Genomic DNA, 17,609 nt, shown 5'->3' on the forward strand with positions numbered 1-17,609 from the left:
GAGGAGGACGCCAATGAAGGAACAAGCGATCCAGAACTTGTTTGCAAAAAATCGTGAATGTCGACAACTGCTTACGATCATTGAAGCGTTGCAGCTGTCGGATTGCTGGCTGTGTGCTGGGTACCTGCGGAATTATTTATGGGGGTGTCTCAGTGGGAAAATAGCGGAGGTGCCAATAACCGATATTGATGTCGTGTTTTATGATCCGACTGTAAGCATAGAAGAAACAGCAGCGATCGAAGCGCAACTGCGCCGTTCGTTTCCCGAATTTCCTTGGGAGGTTCGTAACCAAGCGTTGATGCACCAACATAATTTTGCCGAGGAGCCGCCTTATACAAGTACCTTCGATGCATTAACGAAGTTTCCAGAGCGTTGTACAGCGGTAGCGGCACGAATGAATCAAGGCAAGCTTGAATTGATGGCGCCTTTTGGCTGGCAGGATATTTGCAGTTTTCGGGTGCGTCCAACACCGCATTTTGCCCAAAATGAACAGTATCTTGCGGTTTATCGACAACGCCAAGCGATGAAGCAGTGGCAGAAAATTTGGCCGCAGCTCTCGATTGAAGAAGGGAAGAAATAAAAAAGAACACTCGCGTGATGCGGCGATTTTCAAAAGTTAGACGAAAAAGCTAACTGATGGGAATCGCTGCATATGACGCGAGTGTTTTTTATTAACGTAAAGCCAATGGTTGCGCCAAGCGGTTTCTTAAAAAGATACCTAGATAAGCTGCGGCAACGGCTTTGATGATCCCAGGGATAATAAACAGAACAAAGCCACCGTTAAAGGCAGCCGGCCATGCCATGCCCGTGCTCCATTTCAGCCATAATGTACCAAACAACAAAGTTGCCAGCGCACCGACAATATTGCCGATCACTGCTCCTGTGTAGTGAAACGCTGTTTTTTCTACGATCAATCCAGTAAGCAATCCATTAAAGAGGAAGCCAACTAAATAGCCACCAGTTGGTCCTAACAAAACACCGACACCGCTGGAAAAACCAGCGAAAACGGGCAAACCGATCAATCCTAACAGCAAGTAGATGACGATCGCCATCGTTCCAGTTCGCGTGCCGAGGAAAGTCACCGCTAGCCCGATCGCAAAGGTTTGTCCTGTCAATGGGATCAAACCTAATGGAATCGTCAGTTGGGAAAGACCAGCAATAATGATCGCAAATAAAGCGGCATGGATTTGTTCACGTAATGATAATTTCATCGAATCCTTCTCTCTAATAATAATTTCGTTAACCTGAAATTAGTTTATTTGGTTAACGAAATTATAAACGGTGGTTTACCAAAAGTAAAGAAGAATCTTGTTTTTTTAGTGTCCTTTTTTAAAAAGGACAATCAAGTTCTTTGAGGAGAGGAAAGGGGCGATCTCTTCCAGCTCATCTGTTGAGAAGGGCAGTGCTTGAACGAGCCGGCAGATCGTTGCTTCTGTCAGAAACGGCAGCAGTTCTTCGATTTCATCATAAGCCAAGCGTTCTGATGCGGAAACGTTTGGCTGTTCCAAGGCGGTCAGCAGGAGTTCATCCAGATAAGGCGCAGGTAAAAAGGGTAGCAGTTCTTCAATCTCAGAAAAGCGGAAGTCAGGATTTTCAAGCCAGCCTTTGATTTCTCCCGCCAAAAAGTTGGGGGGTAAAAAGGGCGCCGCCTCTTCCCAAAAAGCCATGGAATAGTGCTTGCCTTTCAAGAGCTCTTCTACTTGGGGCTTTTTCAAAAACGGCAGGAGTTCTTCCAGTACCTCTTCTGGGATATTCTCGGCGCCATTTAACAGGTGTTGTAAGTCGGCGCTGGTCAAATGAGGTGCTAGCCTAGGCAATAAGTCTAGGTCTAAAGAAGTTTCTTGAAACGGTTCTTCTTGAATCAATGCTGACAATTCTTGCGGTTTGATCAGTGGAGCTAGTTCGGCGATTTCTTCTGGTTGTGCGGTTCCTGCTTGATAATGTTGCACCGCAGCTGCTGGCTTTCCTAACAGCTCATCGATGGATAAGTCTAAAATCGCTGCTAGCTGCGGCAATTTTTCAATGTCCGGCAGTGAGTTGCCCCGCTCCCAATTACTGACAGCCTGATAGCTGACAAGTAACTGGTCTGCCAAGTTGCTTTGGGTCAGATTTTTTTCTTTGCGTTTGGCAGCGATCTGCTGACCGATTTTTCTCATGTTGAATTCACTCATAAATGAATTCCCCCTTTCATGCTCTAAGTATAGTTTCTCAAAAGGTGGAAACGCAATCAAGCTGTGGTTGAGCAGGCAAATGCCGACTCAATCACAGCTTGAGTTTACGAATGGATGAGCTGAAGGAGGTGTTCACCAAACGCTTGTGTCGTTAAACAGACCGCTTCTGGCATCAACTGCGCGAAGTCGGCAGTGACGTGTTGACTTTGCAAGGCTTGTTCAATGGCTTGTGTTAGGATTTGAGCTGCTTCTGGCCAGTTCAAATGTTCTAATAGCATGCACGCTGACAGCAGCAGCGAACAGGGATTGGCTTTGCCAAGTCCTGCGATATCCGGTGCTGTTCCGTGGGTAGCTTCAAAGATGGCTGCCCCAGTAGCGTAGTTGATATTGGCACCGGGGGCGATCCCGATGCCGCCGACTTGTGCTGCAAGTGCATCAGAAATGTAGTCGCCGTTCAAATTACAAGTGGCAATGACGTCGAATTTTTCTGGATACAAAAGGATCTGTTGTAAAAAGTTGTCTGCGATCACGTCGTTAACAACGATTTTCCCAGCCGCTTTTGCCGAGGCAAGGGCGGCTTCGGCTGCCTTTGAGCCGTTTTCTGCTTTGATTTTGTTGTATTGATTCATTGTAAAACACTGGTCGGCGTATGTGGTCTCTGCAAGCTGATAGCCCCAGTTTTTAAAGCCGCCTTCTGTAAATTTCATGATATTGCCTTTATGCACCAGTGTCACCGTGGGCCGCTTTTGAGCGATCGCATACTCAATGGCAGCAGCGATCAAGCGCTGACTGCCTTCTAAAGAGATCGGCTTGATGCCGATAGCGGCAGTTTTAGGAAAACGAATCGCCTTGACAGCAAAGTCTGCTTGCAGTGTCTGGATCAGACGCTGCGTTGCGTCGTCGTCTTTGGCAAATTCGATGCCAGCATAAACATCTTCAGTATTTTCTCGAAAGATCACCATATCGGTTTTTTCTGGTTGTTTTAAAGGCGAAGGGACCCCTGTAAAATAGCGAACAGGTCTGACACAGGCATAAAGATCCAGCGTTTGCCGCAAGGTGACATTCAAGGAGCGAAAGCCCTCGCCAATTGGGGTAGTCAACGGTCCTTTTAAGGCGTATTGTTGAGCCTTGATCGTATCGATGGTTGCTTGCGGCAGCCATTCCCCCGTCTGTTCAAAGGCGGCTTCTCCAGCTAAAACTTCCAGCCATTCGATGCGGCGTTGATTGTCATAGGCTTTATTTACAGCGGCATCAATCACAGGTTGCGCAGCCTGCCAAATCTCGGCACCGATGCCGTCTCCTGCAATGTAAGGAATGGTGATCGTCGTTGCTTCATGGGTTGTTTGGTCAGGCATGGGCAGTTCCTCCTAATTCAGCTTTTTTTCGAATGACCATCGGTAAAATTCCTTGATGCTTCCAATAGCGAATATCTGCAGGGGCATCAAAGCGCAGGCGGGTCATAAAGGAGACAGTCCCGCCGTCGATCCGTTGCGCAGTGACTTCGATCAGCTGCTTGACCACTGGCTCTTCTGGCAAAGCGATCGAGAATGTTTCGCTGCCGTCCAAATCAAACGATGCGGCACTTTCACCAGCAAGATATTCAAGCGGAATGATCCCCATCATGACCAAGTTGCTGCGATGGATTCGTTCGAAGCTTTCTGCTAAGACGACTTTAACGCCTAACAATTGTGTTCCTTTGGCGGCCCAGTCGCGAGAAGAACCCATGCCATAATCTTTACCAGCTAAAATGATACAGCTTTGACCAGCTTTTTGGTAATTCATAGCTGCGTCAAATATCGACAGGGTTTCCCCTGTTGGAAAATAATGCGTGACACTGCCAGTACTGCCAGGCACTAGCTGGTTTTGCAGACGGATGTTGCCGAAAGTCCCCCGCATCATAATCTGATGATTGCCGCGTCGCGAACCAAAGGAGTTGAATTCACGATACGGAACTTCTTTTTCTTGTAAAAATTTTCCAGCTGCAGAATCCATACTGATGCTGCCAGCAGGAGAAATATGGTCAGTGGTGACGGAATCACCCAATTTTGCCAAGACTTTCAGATCAGCTAAGACATCTGGTTTAGGCAACTCTTTGGTCAATGTTTCAAAGTAGGGCGGATGAGCGATGTAAGTGGATTGCTCCTCCCATTCATAACATGCGCTCGTGGTGGTTTCGATCGCATTCCAGCGTTCATTGGCATCAAAAAGATGCTCATAGGCAGCGCGAAATGCTTCTGGTCCGACGTACTCTTGAACGTAAGCATTGACTTCTTCATTGCTAGGCCAAATATCAGACAAATACACCGGCTCGTCATTGACGATAGCTAACGGTTCTTTTGTGAGATCTTTGCGAATGCTGCCAGCGATGGCATAGGCAACAACTAATGGCGGTGAAGCCAAATAATTGGCTTTGATCTGTGGATGGATTCTTCCTTCAAAATTTCGATTGCCTGACAGAACCGATGCCACCAGTAGATTTTCTGCCTCAATTGCTTCAGCGACCTGCGCTTCTAAAGGACCTGAATTTCCGATACAGGTGGTACAACCGTAGCCCACCAAATAAAAGCCGAGTTGCTCTAAATACAGCAGCAAACCACTGTTTTGCAAATAGGTGGTCACGATCTGGGAGCCCGGTGCAAGGGAGGTTTTGACCGTACGAGAGACGGTCAGACCTTTTTCAATGGCTTTTTTAGCCAATAAGCCTGCCGAGAGCATGACGAAGGGATTGCTCGTATTCGTACAGCTAGTGATCGCCGCCAAGACGATATCGCCGGTCACTAATTTGTCAGGTGCAGCATCTGGCCAGGTAACGCTGGCTTCTTTTTGCCATTCGTCCTCTGAAAGACCAAAGCCCTTGGGACCGACGGCAGCCGTGACCGATTGTTCAAAATCCTGACGGACTGCTGGAAGCAAAATCCGATCTTGCGGGCGCTTAGGGCCTGCTAATGCTGGCTGAACTTCTGCTAGATCGATGGTGATCGTCTTAGTATAGGTTGGCACGATCGCTTCATCATAAAAGAAATGGTTGGCTTTGGCGTAAGCGGCAACGAGTTCGATCAGCTCGCTGGAGCGACCGGTCGTTGCTAAGTAGTTCAAGGTCTCTTGATCAATCGGACAAAAACCGCAAGTCGCACCATATTCGGGAGCCATGTTTGCTAACGTTGCTCGATCAGCTAAACTTAAATGACGATAGCCAGGACCGAAGTATTCGACAAATTTTCCGACCACTTTTTCGATCCGCAGCACTTCAGTTACTTTTAGTGCTAAATCGGTGGCGGTGGTACCTGCAGGCATCTCGTTGATAAATTTCACCCCGATGACTTCAGGCGTAGGGAAGAAAGAAGGTTCGCCAAGAATCGCAGCTTCCGCTTCAATACCGCCAACCCCCCAACCGAGAACCCCCAAGCCGTTGATCATCGTGGTGTGAGAATCGGTTCCTTGCAATGTATCAGGAAACAGCAGTCGTTGATCTTCGTGTGCTTTTTGCAAGATCACATCAGACAACGATTCGATGTTGACTTGATGAATGATCCCTGTTTCAGGCGGTACGACTTCGAAATTGTCGAAAGAACCTTGCGCCCATTTCAAGAATTGATAGCGTTCTGCATTGCGTTCAAATTCCCGCTCCGTATTAAAAGCGATCGCCCCAGGAGTACCGGCTTGATCGACTTGCACAGAGTGGTCGACGACGAGTGTGACGGGAATCTCAGGATTGATGTCTTCTGCGGCACCGCCTAAAGCGACCATCGCATCCCGCATGGCAGCCAAATCAACGACTGCGGGTACCCCAGTAAAGTCTTGCAAAACGACCCGCTCTGGTTTGAATGGCACGACACCAGTAGGGGTTTCTGCCTGCCAGTTCGCTAAAAATGGTAAATAATCCTCTGTAATTTCCTCGTCTTGATGACGAGCAACACTTTCCAATAAAACTCGAATGGAGTAGGGCAAGCGAGATAAATCAGCCCCTAAGTCTTGGGTGATTTTCGCTAAGTCAATATACGTGTATTGCGTATCATTGACGGTGAGTTGAGATTGCCACTTCATAAGAATCCTCCTTTTTACGAAGATAAACGTACTTATTAGGAATAATTATACGTTGATAATTTAAAAAATCAATTAAATTTATGAAAAATATTTCATTTTCTAAACATCGTGCTATAATGTGTGAAAGTTTGTTAAAAAGCAACGATTTTATAGGATGACTATTTTAACGATGTTTGTATACGGTTAAATAACATTGTAGTCGATAGTTTGTAGAAAGATTGGAGGTAACATCACCGTGGAAAGATTAGAAAAGAAAGAGAAGATGTCCTATCTTGCATCGCAATGTCAGAAATACAATTTGATAGATGTGAATCTTTATTCAGAATATGATGTGAAACGTGGACTGAGGGATTTAAATGGCACGGGGGTCTTAGCAGGGCTTACGACGATCTCCACCATTTATCCAGAAAAAATCATTGCTGGCAAGCCAATTGAAGCTTGTGGCGAGCTGCGTTATCGCGGAATTGACATCAACGAGTTAGTTGCAGGGTTCGTCAATGAAAAACGCTTTGGCTTTGAAGAGGTTGCATATTTATTACTTTTCGGCGAACTGCCAAACAAAACAGAACTTGCAGCCTTTCATTGCCTATTAGCAGAAAAACGTACATTGCCGACCAATTTTGTTCGTGACGTCATTATGAAAGCACCTTCTTCTGATATCATGAATAGCTTATCTCGCAGTATCTTGACACTGGCAAGTTACGATCCACAAGCAGATGACATCAGCATTGAAAATGTATTGGAACAAAGTCTGATGCTGATCAGTGTCTTTCCGCTCTTGGCAATCTACGGCTATCATGCCTACAATCATTACAATCAAGGGGAGAGTATGTATATCCACCGTCCGACCGAAGAGTTGAGTACAGCTGAAACGATTTTGACTATGCTACGTCCAACGAAAGAATATAGCTTCCAAGAAGCCCAAACATTGGATATGGCACTGGTTTTGCATATGGAACATGGCGGCGGGAATAATTCGACCTTTACGACACGAGTCGTTACCTCCAGTGGGACGGATACCTATTCAACGATTGCTGCAGCGCTAGGTTCTTTGAAAGGGCCTAAACATGGTGGTGCTAATATCAAAGTGACGGAAATGATGGGAGATTTGAAGCGCAACGTTGCTGACCTTACCGATGAACAGGCGATCCGCAGCTATTTGGAAGCAGTCTTAGATAAAGAAGCATTTGATCGTAAAGGATTGATTTATGGCATGGGCCACGCGGTATACAGCGACAACGATCCCCGTGCGGCGATTTTTAAAAATTATGTGGCAAAACTGGCCCAAGAAAAAGGATCAGAAGCTTGGCAAGAATATCAATTGTATACGATGGTCGAACGTATTGCTCCTCAAGTCATCAATGAAAAGCGCAAAATCTACAAAGGAGTCAGTGCCAATATCGACTTTTTCAGCGGGTTTGTTTATAACATGTTGGATCTGCCAGAAGAACTGTATACACCAATGTTTGCTATCGCGCGGATCGTCGGCTGGTCCGCCCATCGGATCGAAGAGCTGGTCAACGCACAAAAAATCATGCGCCCCGCCTACAAAGAAGTGTCAAATGATCGCGAATATATCGATATAGAGTCAAGATAGATCAAAACAGCAGGGAGGAAGCTCGCTGCTGTTTTTGTTTTGTTCAAAATCCTAGTGCTTATACGACCATCCAATTACTCAGAAGAGGTTTGTTGTTTTTTATTAATGAAAGCGTTGACAACGAATAAGTTTAACGTTAAACTTTGTCTTATAGTTTAACGTTAAACCTTCAAGAGACAGACTAAAAAATTGATTCACTTCTAAGTAAAAAACAATCAGGATACGTGGCCAATGATTGTTTTACATTCGTTCTATAGTAGACGAAAGGCTATTTGGAGGAGTAGTTACTTTTTTCCTATCTCTACCGTAAAAAATATGAAAAGAATGATTTTCTTTGTAGGAGGGTTACATGTGCAAAAAAAAAGCAACGCAAATTTTCACAAGAATAAAATGAAAAATAGTCTTTCTTTGTACGTCTTATTAGCGCCAGCTTTGATTTTATTAGTCATATTCACTTATATTCCAATGTATGGTTTAGTAATTGCATTTAAAGATTACACCCCATCACTGGGTATTTTGGGAAGTCCGTGGGTTGGTTTTAAGCATTTTTCTCAATTTTTTAATTCGTTCCAATTTGGAGTAACCCTTAGAAATACGCTAACTATTTCCCTCTACAGTATGATTGTCGGCTTTCCATTGCCAATTGCATTAGCAATTCTTTGCAATCAAATTCGTGTAGAAAAATTCAAGAAGTTTTTCCAAGTCACCACCTATTTATCTCACTTCATTTCTACAATGGTTATGTGCGGGATGTTGATCTTGTTTCTATCACCTACCAATGGTTTGATTGTCAACCTCATGCGGCTTGTTGGCATAGAATTGCCTTCCTTGCTTTCTCAGCCAGGAAGTTTTGCAAGCGTATACGTTTGGAGTGATGTCTGGCAACATGTTGGGTGGGACAGCATTATTTATCTAGCGGCTTTATCAGCGATCGATCCCACTTACTACGAAGCTGCGACTATGGATGGTGCCACAAGACTACAAAAAATCAAGCACATTGATTTACCACTGATTCTTCCCACCGCAATGATCTTGCTTATATTAAGAGCAGGCAGTTTATTGAGTGTTGGGTTTGAAAAAGTGTTGCTGTTACAAAATGCCTTGAATTTAGCAGGAAGTGAAATTATCTCCACATATGTTTATAAAGTAGGGTTAATAAACTTTCAATATAGTTATTCAACTGCTATCGGCTTATTTAATACAGTGATCAATATAATTATATTGATCTTAGTGAATGCATTGTCGAGGCGCTTGACGAAAACTGGGCTGTTTTAGGAGGAGATTATGAAAAAAAGTAAAAAAACTGGTTCTGAAAGGATATTCGATTTCTTTGTTTATGGGGTAGCCATTTTGTTGATCCTTCTAATCATTTATCCGCTTTGGTTTGTGATCATTGCTTCCTTTAGTGATCCAGCGGATGTCGGGAATGGAAATGTTTGGTTGTGGCCAAATGAATGGCGATTAGATGGGTATATCCGCTTGTTTGAGCAGAGCTTATTCTGGCGAGGCTACTTGAATACCATTTTATATACCATCGTAGGAACCGCTGTCGCATTATTCGTTAATATCCCCGCTGGTTATGCCTTATCTAGAAAAGATTTGCACGGTAGGAAATGGCTGGCTTTATTGTTTATTATTCCCATGTTCGTTTCGGGCGGCTTGATCCCGATTTACTTAACGATCAAGAATGTCGGTCTCTTAGATACGTTTTGGGTAATGGTCATTCCTTTTGCAGTATCTAGTTACAATATCATCGTAGCTAGAACATTCTTCAACAATAGTATTCCTGCTGGTTTATGGGAAGCAGCTCAAATTGATGGTTGTGGAACGATCCGTTATTTCTTTAGCATGGTGTTACCACTTTCAAAAGCGATATTGGCTGTTATCGGTTTATGGACAGCAGTTGGTATTTGGAACTCGTGGTTCAATGCATTGATTTATTTGACCAATGACAATCTACAACCACTGCAATTGATACTTAGACGATTACTAATAAGTAATCAATTACTACAAACACAAGCAACCGGAGAACTTGCATCTGAGCTAAGAGCAACGGCAGACATGATGAAATATGCAGCAATTGTCGTATCAACAGCACCAATTATGATGTTATACCCGTTTTTACAAAAGTATTTTAATCAAGGTGTCATGATCGGCGCGTTGAAAGAATAAAAAATGGAGGAATGATGATGAAACAGTTTAAATGGAGGTATTTGTTTTGTTCTTTAGGAATTTTAGGGATGATGACTGGCTGTGGAAATGAAGGAGCCGTAGAGGAGCAAGGAAGTGACACGAATCAATTTAAAATCACCACTGTTCGCTGGTCAGACTGGGGAGATGATTTTACAAAAGGCTTTTTAGAAGAAGCAGAAGAAAATGCAGGGATTCAAATCGAATGGGATATTCATCTTTCAGCAGATTGGGGTGAGAGAAAGTCTGTTTTGATGGCTGGAGGCGATTTGCCTGATGCCTTTTTAGGGTCAATCACCTTTAATGATGCCGAAATAGCCCAAAATCAAGATGTGTTTATCCCTTTAGAAGACTTGATTGCAGAAAACATGCCTAATCTTACTCGCATTATGTCGGAAGATCCGAAAATTAAAGCAATGATCACCTCTCCAGACGGGCATATCTATAGCTTACCGAAAAAACTACCGATGCGTCCGCTCATTGCGAACCAACTATTTATCAATCAAACATGGCTTGATAATCTTGGCTTGGAGATGCCTGATACGTATGAAGATTTTATTGATGTCTTAACAGCTTTTAAAGAAGAGGACGCCAATGGAAATGGAGATGCAACGGATGAGATCCCGTATGGTGTCGGAAACTTTAGTGAAACCTTCTCATTCATTTTACCGTTTAACAATCGGCTTGGAGCTGACAATACGTACGAAATGTCAATGAAGGATGGAAAACCAATCTATTTACGCATGGAAGAAACCTATCGTGATGGCATTGCTTGGATGAGTGAGGCGTATCAAGCAGGATTGATTGATCCAGAATTGTTTACCCAAGATACATCCATGAGTGATGCGAAACGAATGAATAAAGATACCGCTCTTGTAGGGGTGGCTGCTGGATGGACGGCGGATGCAACGTTTGGCTTACATGCTGAGGAGTATGTTGCACTACCACCATTGAAAGGACCAGATGGACAACGCTATGTCATATCCGATCCAGATCATTATAACTACGGTCGGAATGAGTTTATGATAACAACGAGTTGTGAAAACCCTGCTGCGCTCTTAAAGTGGGCTGATCAATTCTATACAGATGATGCAAGCATTCAAACCTTTTATGGCTCATTTGGTGTTGGTGTTGAGAAAAACGGGGACCAGTATACAGTTTTACCACCACAGGATGGGAAATCAGCGGATGAATGGGCTTGGATCAATTCATTGCGCGATTTTGGACCAAAATATGTGGATGATCAATTTAATGAGCGTGTGACGATTGATGAAACACAAGGGGATGGATTGAAATTGATTCTTGATAGTGAAATCAATCAATACGTCCAACCTGCATTTCCGAATGTGATTTACTCGCAAGAAGAATTGGCTCGGTTGTCAGCACTTTATGTAGATATTAGTTCTTATGCTTCGCAAATGGCTGCCAAATGGGTAGTAGAAGGCGGAATTGAAGAAGAATGGGAGGGCTATCTGGAACAATTGAACGCAATGGGGATCGAAGAGTTTATGGGGATCCAAAATGATGCCTTTGATCGATACTCAGCAATTATAAATTAGATCGTGCGGGCTGAAGTAGAAATACTGCTTCAGCCTTCCTATTCTAGGTGAAAGGAGTATACATGAAAACTTTGTTTCGATTTGATACGCCATTGATGAAAGGATTAACAAGGATTACCGATATATGCTTGCTTAATGGCTTATTTCTTCTTACTAGTCTGCCGATCCTTACAATCGGCGTCTCTTTGACAGCCATGAACACTTGTTGGCAAAAAATACTGGCGGGGCATGAAGAAGGGCTCGTGCGACACTACTTTTCTACGATAAAAAGGGATTTTTTTGAAGCAACAATTATTTGGGTAGGTATTCTTTTTTTTACAACGATCTTTTCACTCAATTTCTATTTGTTTACCCTTCAAGATATAGTCTTTAGGGTGATTGGCTTAGCCATTTTATTCCCTTTCATCGTCTGTCTCTTATTATTGTTTGTCATGCTATTTTCTTATATTGGTAGATATGAAGATGGTGTGTGGCGTAGTATCAAGAACTGTTTGCTGATAGCGATTCAAAATGGGAAGCAAGCGGGTTTGCTGTTGCTCTTTAATAGTATGATGATGTATTTTAGCTTGAGTAGTCCCGAAAGATTGTTGACTGCTATTTACGTTTATACGTTTGGTGGGTTCGCCATGACTTCATTGATCAATAATCTACTCTTAAAAAAAATGTATCAAAAGACTGAGCGAACCATCGCTGAACCCCAAGAAATTTGATGAGTTCGTAGTTAGCTAGAGACCTTGATCCATGTGCTGTGCCCCTTTGTCCTACAAAATAGAGAGCGTAAGAAGAACTAAAGGAGGAAAGAGTCCACTTTCTTAAATTGTCATTGTTCTAATAAAGGGTACCCATTCTTGTTGGCTATCCTTTGATTGATGCTTCTCGACAATGCGGTATAATAAGGAAAAACAAGTACTATCGAAAGGACAAAGCGCATGAGGATTACAATTAAAAAAATTGCAGAAGAAGCAGGGGTCAGTGTGACGACAGTCTCGAATGTTATAAATAAAAAAGCGCACCGTGTGTCCCAAGATAAGATAGAAATGATCGAAGGGATCATAAAAAAATATAATTATTCACCAAATATGAATGCACGAGCGTTAGTCAAATCTTCTTCTCGCTTAATTGGGGTACTGTATTTTTCAGATCAAAAAAATTTGGACTTTGCGGACCCTTTTGTGACAGAAGTTCTAGATGGTATACAGCGAGTGACGAAAGAGCACAGCTTTTTTACATTCGTCCATAGCGTGACCAAAACAGATGATATTGGAGAATTACAGAAAAATTGGAAATTTGATGGGTTTATTGCAGTAGGATTTAGTCAAGAATTATTTGAAGAAGTCAATCGGATTGTCCAGGTCCCAATCGTTTTCATTGATACGCATCTAGAGGATGAAGTGTTCAATCGAATCACGGACTATCCGAATAGTTTTTTTATCAATACGAATGATCAAAAAGCGGCATATGAAGCGACTGCCTTTTTACTTGAAAAGGGTCTGACTAAGATCGGCTTTTTGTCCTATGAATTTGATCAATCAAAGACATCGGTTATTCAACAAAGGTATCTAGGCTATCATCAGGCTTTGCAGGATTTTGGTATAAAGCCTGATGAGGGATTAGAGTATACAGAAGAACAACAAGCAACAATGATCAGCAGCATAGACAAGTTTCAAGCAGTGCTCGTTACAGCAGACTACTTAGCGATCAAGTTTATTCATAAATTAAAACAAGAAGCTATTTTTTATGAAAAGAAACTGTCGATCATCAGTTTTGATGATATCCGTTATGCAGCTTTAAATGATCCTCCGTTAACTACGATCAGATTAGATCAGATTAAAAAAGGGGAAGCAGCCATGACTACCTTGGTCAATATCATTGATAACCATTCGAATGAACCGCAAATCACATTACTCAATGGGAAATTGATTGTAAGAAAAACAACATACTAGAAAGGAACGTGTTATGGGGAAGATTGCAGATAGATACTATACGGTTGATCCGTGGAGTGTTTCAGAAGAAGGGTTTGATAAAGAACGAAGTGAAGTGTCCGAATCGATCTTTTCTTTGGCAAATGAATATATGGGCATCCGTGGTTATTTTGAAGAAGGATATTCGGGAGAACGATTGCTAGGTAGCTACTTCAATGGAATCTACGAAAATAGCCCTAAGGAAAACCGCGTAAAGTATAAGGGGATCATTTCGAGGAGTCATTTTATGGTCAATGCGGTCGATTGGCTATATACCAGAATTTGGTGTGGTGAGGTGTTACTAGATTTAGCTTATTCAGATATCGAATCTTTTCAACGACGACTTGATCTTAGAACAGGTATCTTGACTCGTAGTTTTTATTGGAAACCTGAGAAGGATATCAAATTAAAAGTGACTTTTGTACGTTCACTAGATAGAGAAACGGTATCATTAGGGTATCAGCAGATCTCGTTAAAAGTCATTGAAGGTAGTCCATCCATCTCAATTTTGATGGGGATTGACTTTGCCACGAGCCATCTATCTGAAGGTCAAAATTTTTGGGTGGAACGAGAAAAAGAATCTTCAAACAGGCATGCGTTTTTAGCAGCAGAAACAAGAAGCACCAAGCAAACCATTTATGCTGGCTTTTCTTTATCCGCCACTGAGTCCCTCGACACGCAACTTGTGGAAAGGGATAAATTTATCGGCCGCAAGTTTAACGTTAAACTAGAAGAAGGGATGAACTTTCAAGTAAACCGAAATGCGGTAAATATTGCCGATAAAACCGGACTTGATTTAAATCAACTAAAACACCATTGTCTCACCGATCTGGAAAAAAGTCTTTCCTTTGATGAGATGGAACGAAAGAGTCGCACCTATTGGCAAAATGTTTGGGCTAAGGAAGACATCCAAATCGATGGTGATCCAAGTAATCAACAAGGGATTCGCTACTGCATCTTTCAGCTACATCAAACATACCATGGTCAAGATCCTAGTCATAATATTGGTGCGAAAGGGCTCACTGGTGAAGCATACGGTGGCCATGCTTTTTGGGATACGGAAACTTCCTGCCTTCCTTTTTACTTATTGACAAATCTTGATGCTGCAAAAAATTTATTAGAATTTCGCTATCATACTTTGGCGGAAGCAAAAAAACGAGCACGCCAGCTTGATTGCCAAGGAGCGTGTTATCCCATCGCTACATTGAATGGGAACGAAGCCAGCGATCTTTGGCAGCATGCCAGCCTTCAGTTTCAGCCAAGCACTGCTGTTGCTTATGGTATCTGGCACTACATGCAGGTAGCAAAAGATACTGAATTTTTGTATGGACACGGAATCGAAATGCTGATTGAAATTTCACGCTTTTTGGCTTCTAGAGGTGATTGGTCTCCAGAAGGTGAATTTGGCTTTTTTGGGGTGATGGGACCAGATGAATTTCAGATGATGGTAAATCACAACACGTATACAAATTATATGGCGAAAAGAACATTCGATTATACTGTAGAGGTATTGAAAAAATTGAAAACGAGTGATGAAACTAGATATAGTACCCTTCTATCAGCGCATGGTTTGAGTGAAAAGGAGATTGGCTACTGGCAAATTTGTAGCAAAGAAATGCTTATTTTAAAAACGGAGTATGGTTTGTTTGAACAACATGATGGTTTTTTCAAATTACCTCATGTGGATATCCGGTCGATTCCCATCGAAGAGTTCCCGCTTTATGATCATTGGTCCTACGATCGAATCTATCGTAACAATATGATCAAACAACCAGATGTCTTAATGTTTCTTTTCTTGTATAACCAATCTTTTCCGAAAGCGGAAAAGCAAGTCAACTATGATTACTATGAACCAAGGACGATTCACGAATCCTCGCTGTCACCTTCAATTCATTCTATTTTGGCGGCAGAATTGGGCATGGAAAATGAAGCTTATCATTTTTTTGAATTTGCCACTAGAATGGATCTAGATAATTTCAATCGTAATACTCGTGAAGGATTGCATATGACTTCGATTGCTGCAGCTTGGATGAATATCGTCTATGGATTTGGTGGCGTGAGAACTGATGGAGAAGGAATAAAAATAGCCCCCACAATTCCAGCAGACTGGAAAAAATATACATTCAAAATTACGTATAACCAATGTTTGATTGACGTGTCAGTCAACCATCAGTCAATCAAAATTTCGCTAATAGAGGGTAGTGCTATTCAACTACAAGTCTATCAAAAGAAAGTGACGCTTACTCAAAACCCCATCGTCATTGAGCGAGCAACGAAAAGAATCGTCTGAATTTCTTGGCGCTCATTCGCATAAAAAACAACGGTGAAGAACAGCACCGTTGTTTTTTGTTTTTTTGCAAGCAAGAGGAACTTCTTGTGCGTAATTAAAGATAGGGAAGAGTAGCGAAAAATCAAGTTTTTCTCGTTTTTCATATAGGAATGCAAAAATTGATTACAAAGTTTCTTGCATTTTTTGTATGATAGAGGGAGGAATAAAGGAGGAAAGTTCACGAATGAAAATAAAAAAATGGATGGCGATTGCCATTATTACCAGTCAATTTTCAACAATGCTGCCAGTATCGGCTGCCGCATCTGTTTTGACGAACGAGTCTACTGCAGGTCAAAATACAGCTGAGTCAACGGTTCCGGGAGTGAACGGGCCAACCATGGGCTTGGTCCCTGAAGATGCCGCAACGGTACCAGGAGAAAACGGCGAAGTAGTTCCAGGAGAGTCAACACCTGCTCCTGAACAGCCAACACCAGAACCTTTGCCAGAACCAACCCCGACACCAGAACCAACACCGGAACCAGAAGAGCCGACACCAAATCCTGATCCTGAGCCGAATCCAGAACCAGAACCAACACCTGAGCCGGCGCCAGAACCAGAAGAACCAGAACCAAATCCAGCACCAAATCCAGAACCGGAACCAGAACCGGAACCAGAACCGGAACCAGAGACAACACCAAATCCAGAGCCAGAATCAACACCAAGCCAGCCTTCGCCTGACATCAAAGAAGTACCGAATGTACCAGAGTTGACAGTAACGCCGCCACAAGAAGATGAGCCAGCAAAATTTGAAGTCACGCCAGTCAAAGAAACGTGGGACTTTATTATGGAGATTGGAGAAGATGCTCGTAAAGTTGGACAAGAAGAAGATCTTTACGCATCGGTCATGATTGCCCAAGCGATTTTAGAGTCTGGCAGCGGAAGAAGCCGTCTGAGCCAGGAGCCTTTTTATAACCTATTTGGTATTAAGGGACTTTATGAAGGGAATGGGATTTCCTTCCAAACGCAAGAAGACGATGGTTCTGGTAATTTATACACAGTTCATGCCACTTTTCGCCAATATGACAGCATCGAATCTTCTTTGAAAGATTATGCGAAATTGTTGAAAGAAGGATTGGACCACAATCCGAATTTTTATAAAGGTGTTTGGAAATCAGAAACGGAATCTTATGAAGACGCCACGGAATATCTGACCGGACGTTATGCATCAGATACACAATACAATGAGAAGCTGAATGCGCTGATCGAAGCGTATGCCCTGACGAGTTATGACAAAGAGAAACCAGAATTACCGACAGGCAGCGAAAAGATGATCTATCCTGTCAGCAATCCAGTTGTCTCCTCTGTCTTTGGTCCACGAGGCAATGGGTTTCATCGTGGAGTGGACTTCGCCGCACCGCAAGGAACGCCAATCATGGCTAGTCTTTCAGGAACGGTGATCCGCTCAGAATATCATTCTTCATGGGGAAATTATGTTGCCATCGAGCACAAAGATGGGTTGACGACATTGTATGCCCACAATCATCGCAATTTAGTGGAAGTCGGTCAAACGGTCGAACAAGGCGAGGTGATTGCTTCCATGGGAAGTACGGGGAACAGTACAGGCCCGCACTTGCATTTTGAAGTCAGTCTTTCACCAAGTTTAGCGCGGCACCAACTGATTGATCCGTTGGAAGTTTTGTCAAAATAACACGAAAAAAAGAGAGCGTTGTAGATGCTTTCTTTTTTTTTGTCAAGAAAAACGAATCATTTCAGGAAAATTATGCTTTGAGATTTTTTTAGCGCATTCATTTTATCTTG

13 protein-coding genes are annotated in these 17,609 nt (G+C 42.8%); 9 read left to right on the forward strand and 4 right to left on the reverse strand.

Going from position 1 to position 17,609, the window contains the following annotated elements; all coding sequences use genetic code 11:
- Window positions 1–13 precede the first annotated feature (13 nt).
- Complete coding sequence (locus tag IGI96_RS09200; protein ID WP_086338958.1) at window positions 14–580, forward strand: nucleotidyltransferase family protein; 567 nt, start codon at window positions 14–16, stop codon at window positions 578–580.
- Between the two features lie 91 nt (window positions 581–671).
- Here IGI96_RS09200 and IGI96_RS09205 read toward each other — a convergent pair whose 3' ends face one another.
- The 4 genes from IGI96_RS09205 to acnA form a co-directional block, all read right to left on the reverse strand.
- Complete coding sequence (locus IGI96_RS09205) at window positions 672–1,211, reverse strand: biotin transporter BioY (protein ID WP_086338959.1); 540 nt, start codon at window positions 1,209–1,211, stop codon at window positions 672–674.
- A 105-nt stretch (window positions 1,212–1,316) separates the two neighbouring features.
- The gene (locus IGI96_RS09210) at window positions 1,317–2,171 is read right to left on the reverse strand and encodes a helix-turn-helix domain-containing protein (protein WP_086338960.1); all 855 of its coding nucleotides are present in this window, start codon (window positions 2,169–2,171) and stop codon (window positions 1,317–1,319) included.
- 104 nt (window positions 2,172–2,275) lie between these two features.
- Window positions 2,276–3,526 (reverse strand): NADP-dependent isocitrate dehydrogenase, encoded by a 1,251-nt coding sequence (gene icd / locus IGI96_RS09215; RefSeq protein ID WP_086338961.1) that lies wholly within the window; start codon window positions 3,524–3,526, stop codon window positions 2,276–2,278.
- Window positions 3,519–6,215, reverse strand: a complete 2,697-nt coding sequence (gene acnA / locus IGI96_RS09220; RefSeq protein ID WP_438785057.1) for an aconitate hydratase AcnA — start codon at window positions 6,213–6,215, stop codon at window positions 3,519–3,521. Before acnA ends, icd begins: the two co-directional genes overlap by 8 nt.
- 235 nt (window positions 6,216–6,450) lie before the next feature.
- Between acnA and IGI96_RS09225 the strand changes: the two genes are divergently transcribed.
- The 8 genes from IGI96_RS09225 to IGI96_RS09260 all read left to right on the forward strand — a co-directional run bounded on the left by IGI96_RS09225 (window position 6,451) and on the right by IGI96_RS09260 (window position 17,499).
- The gene (locus tag IGI96_RS09225; RefSeq protein WP_010748638.1) at window positions 6,451–7,812 is read left to right on the forward strand and encodes a citrate/2-methylcitrate synthase; all 1,362 of its coding nucleotides are present in this window, start codon (window positions 6,451–6,453) and stop codon (window positions 7,810–7,812) included.
- Window positions 7,813–8,127: 315 nt separating this feature from the next.
- Window positions 8,128–9,087: an ABC transporter permease gene (locus IGI96_RS09230; RefSeq protein ID WP_438785138.1), complete on the forward strand. Its 960-nt coding sequence runs from the start codon at window positions 8,128–8,130 to the stop codon at window positions 9,085–9,087.
- A gap of 9 nt (window positions 9,088–9,096) precedes the next feature.
- Window positions 9,097–9,984: a carbohydrate ABC transporter permease gene (locus tag IGI96_RS09235; protein ID WP_016609205.1), complete on the forward strand. Its 888-nt coding sequence runs from the start codon at window positions 9,097–9,099 to the stop codon at window positions 9,982–9,984.
- A gap of 11 nt (window positions 9,985–9,995) precedes the next feature.
- Window positions 9,996–11,561 (forward strand): extracellular solute-binding protein, encoded by a 1,566-nt coding sequence (locus tag IGI96_RS09240; RefSeq protein WP_086338964.1) that lies wholly within the window; start codon window positions 9,996–9,998, stop codon window positions 11,559–11,561.
- Between the two features lie 62 nt (window positions 11,562–11,623).
- Window positions 11,624–12,271 carry a DUF624 domain-containing protein gene (locus tag IGI96_RS09245; protein WP_086338965.1) on the forward strand — a complete coding sequence of 216 codons (648 nt, stop codon included), beginning with the start codon at window positions 11,624–11,626 and terminating at the stop codon, window positions 12,269–12,271.
- 219 nt (window positions 12,272–12,490) lie between these two features.
- Window positions 12,491–13,504, forward strand: a complete 1,014-nt coding sequence (locus IGI96_RS09250) for a LacI family DNA-binding transcriptional regulator (RefSeq protein WP_438785059.1) — start codon at window positions 12,491–12,493, stop codon at window positions 13,502–13,504.
- Window positions 13,505–13,517: 13 nt separating this feature from the next.
- Complete coding sequence (locus tag IGI96_RS09255; protein ID WP_086338966.1) at window positions 13,518–15,812, forward strand: glycoside hydrolase family 65 protein; 2,295 nt, start codon at window positions 13,518–13,520, stop codon at window positions 15,810–15,812.
- Between the two features lie 223 nt (window positions 15,813–16,035).
- A complete protein-coding gene (locus tag IGI96_RS09260) occupies window positions 16,036–17,499 on the forward strand; it encodes a peptidoglycan DD-metalloendopeptidase family protein (RefSeq protein WP_260668196.1) in 1,464 nt (487 codons plus the stop codon).
- Window positions 17,500–17,609: the final 110 nt, after the last annotated feature.

It is taken from the genome of Enterococcus sp. DIV0421 (assembly GCF_051713745.1).
In the GTDB taxonomy this organism is placed as follows: domain Bacteria; phylum Bacillota; class Bacilli; order Lactobacillales; family Enterococcaceae; genus Enterococcus_D; species Enterococcus_D casseliflavus.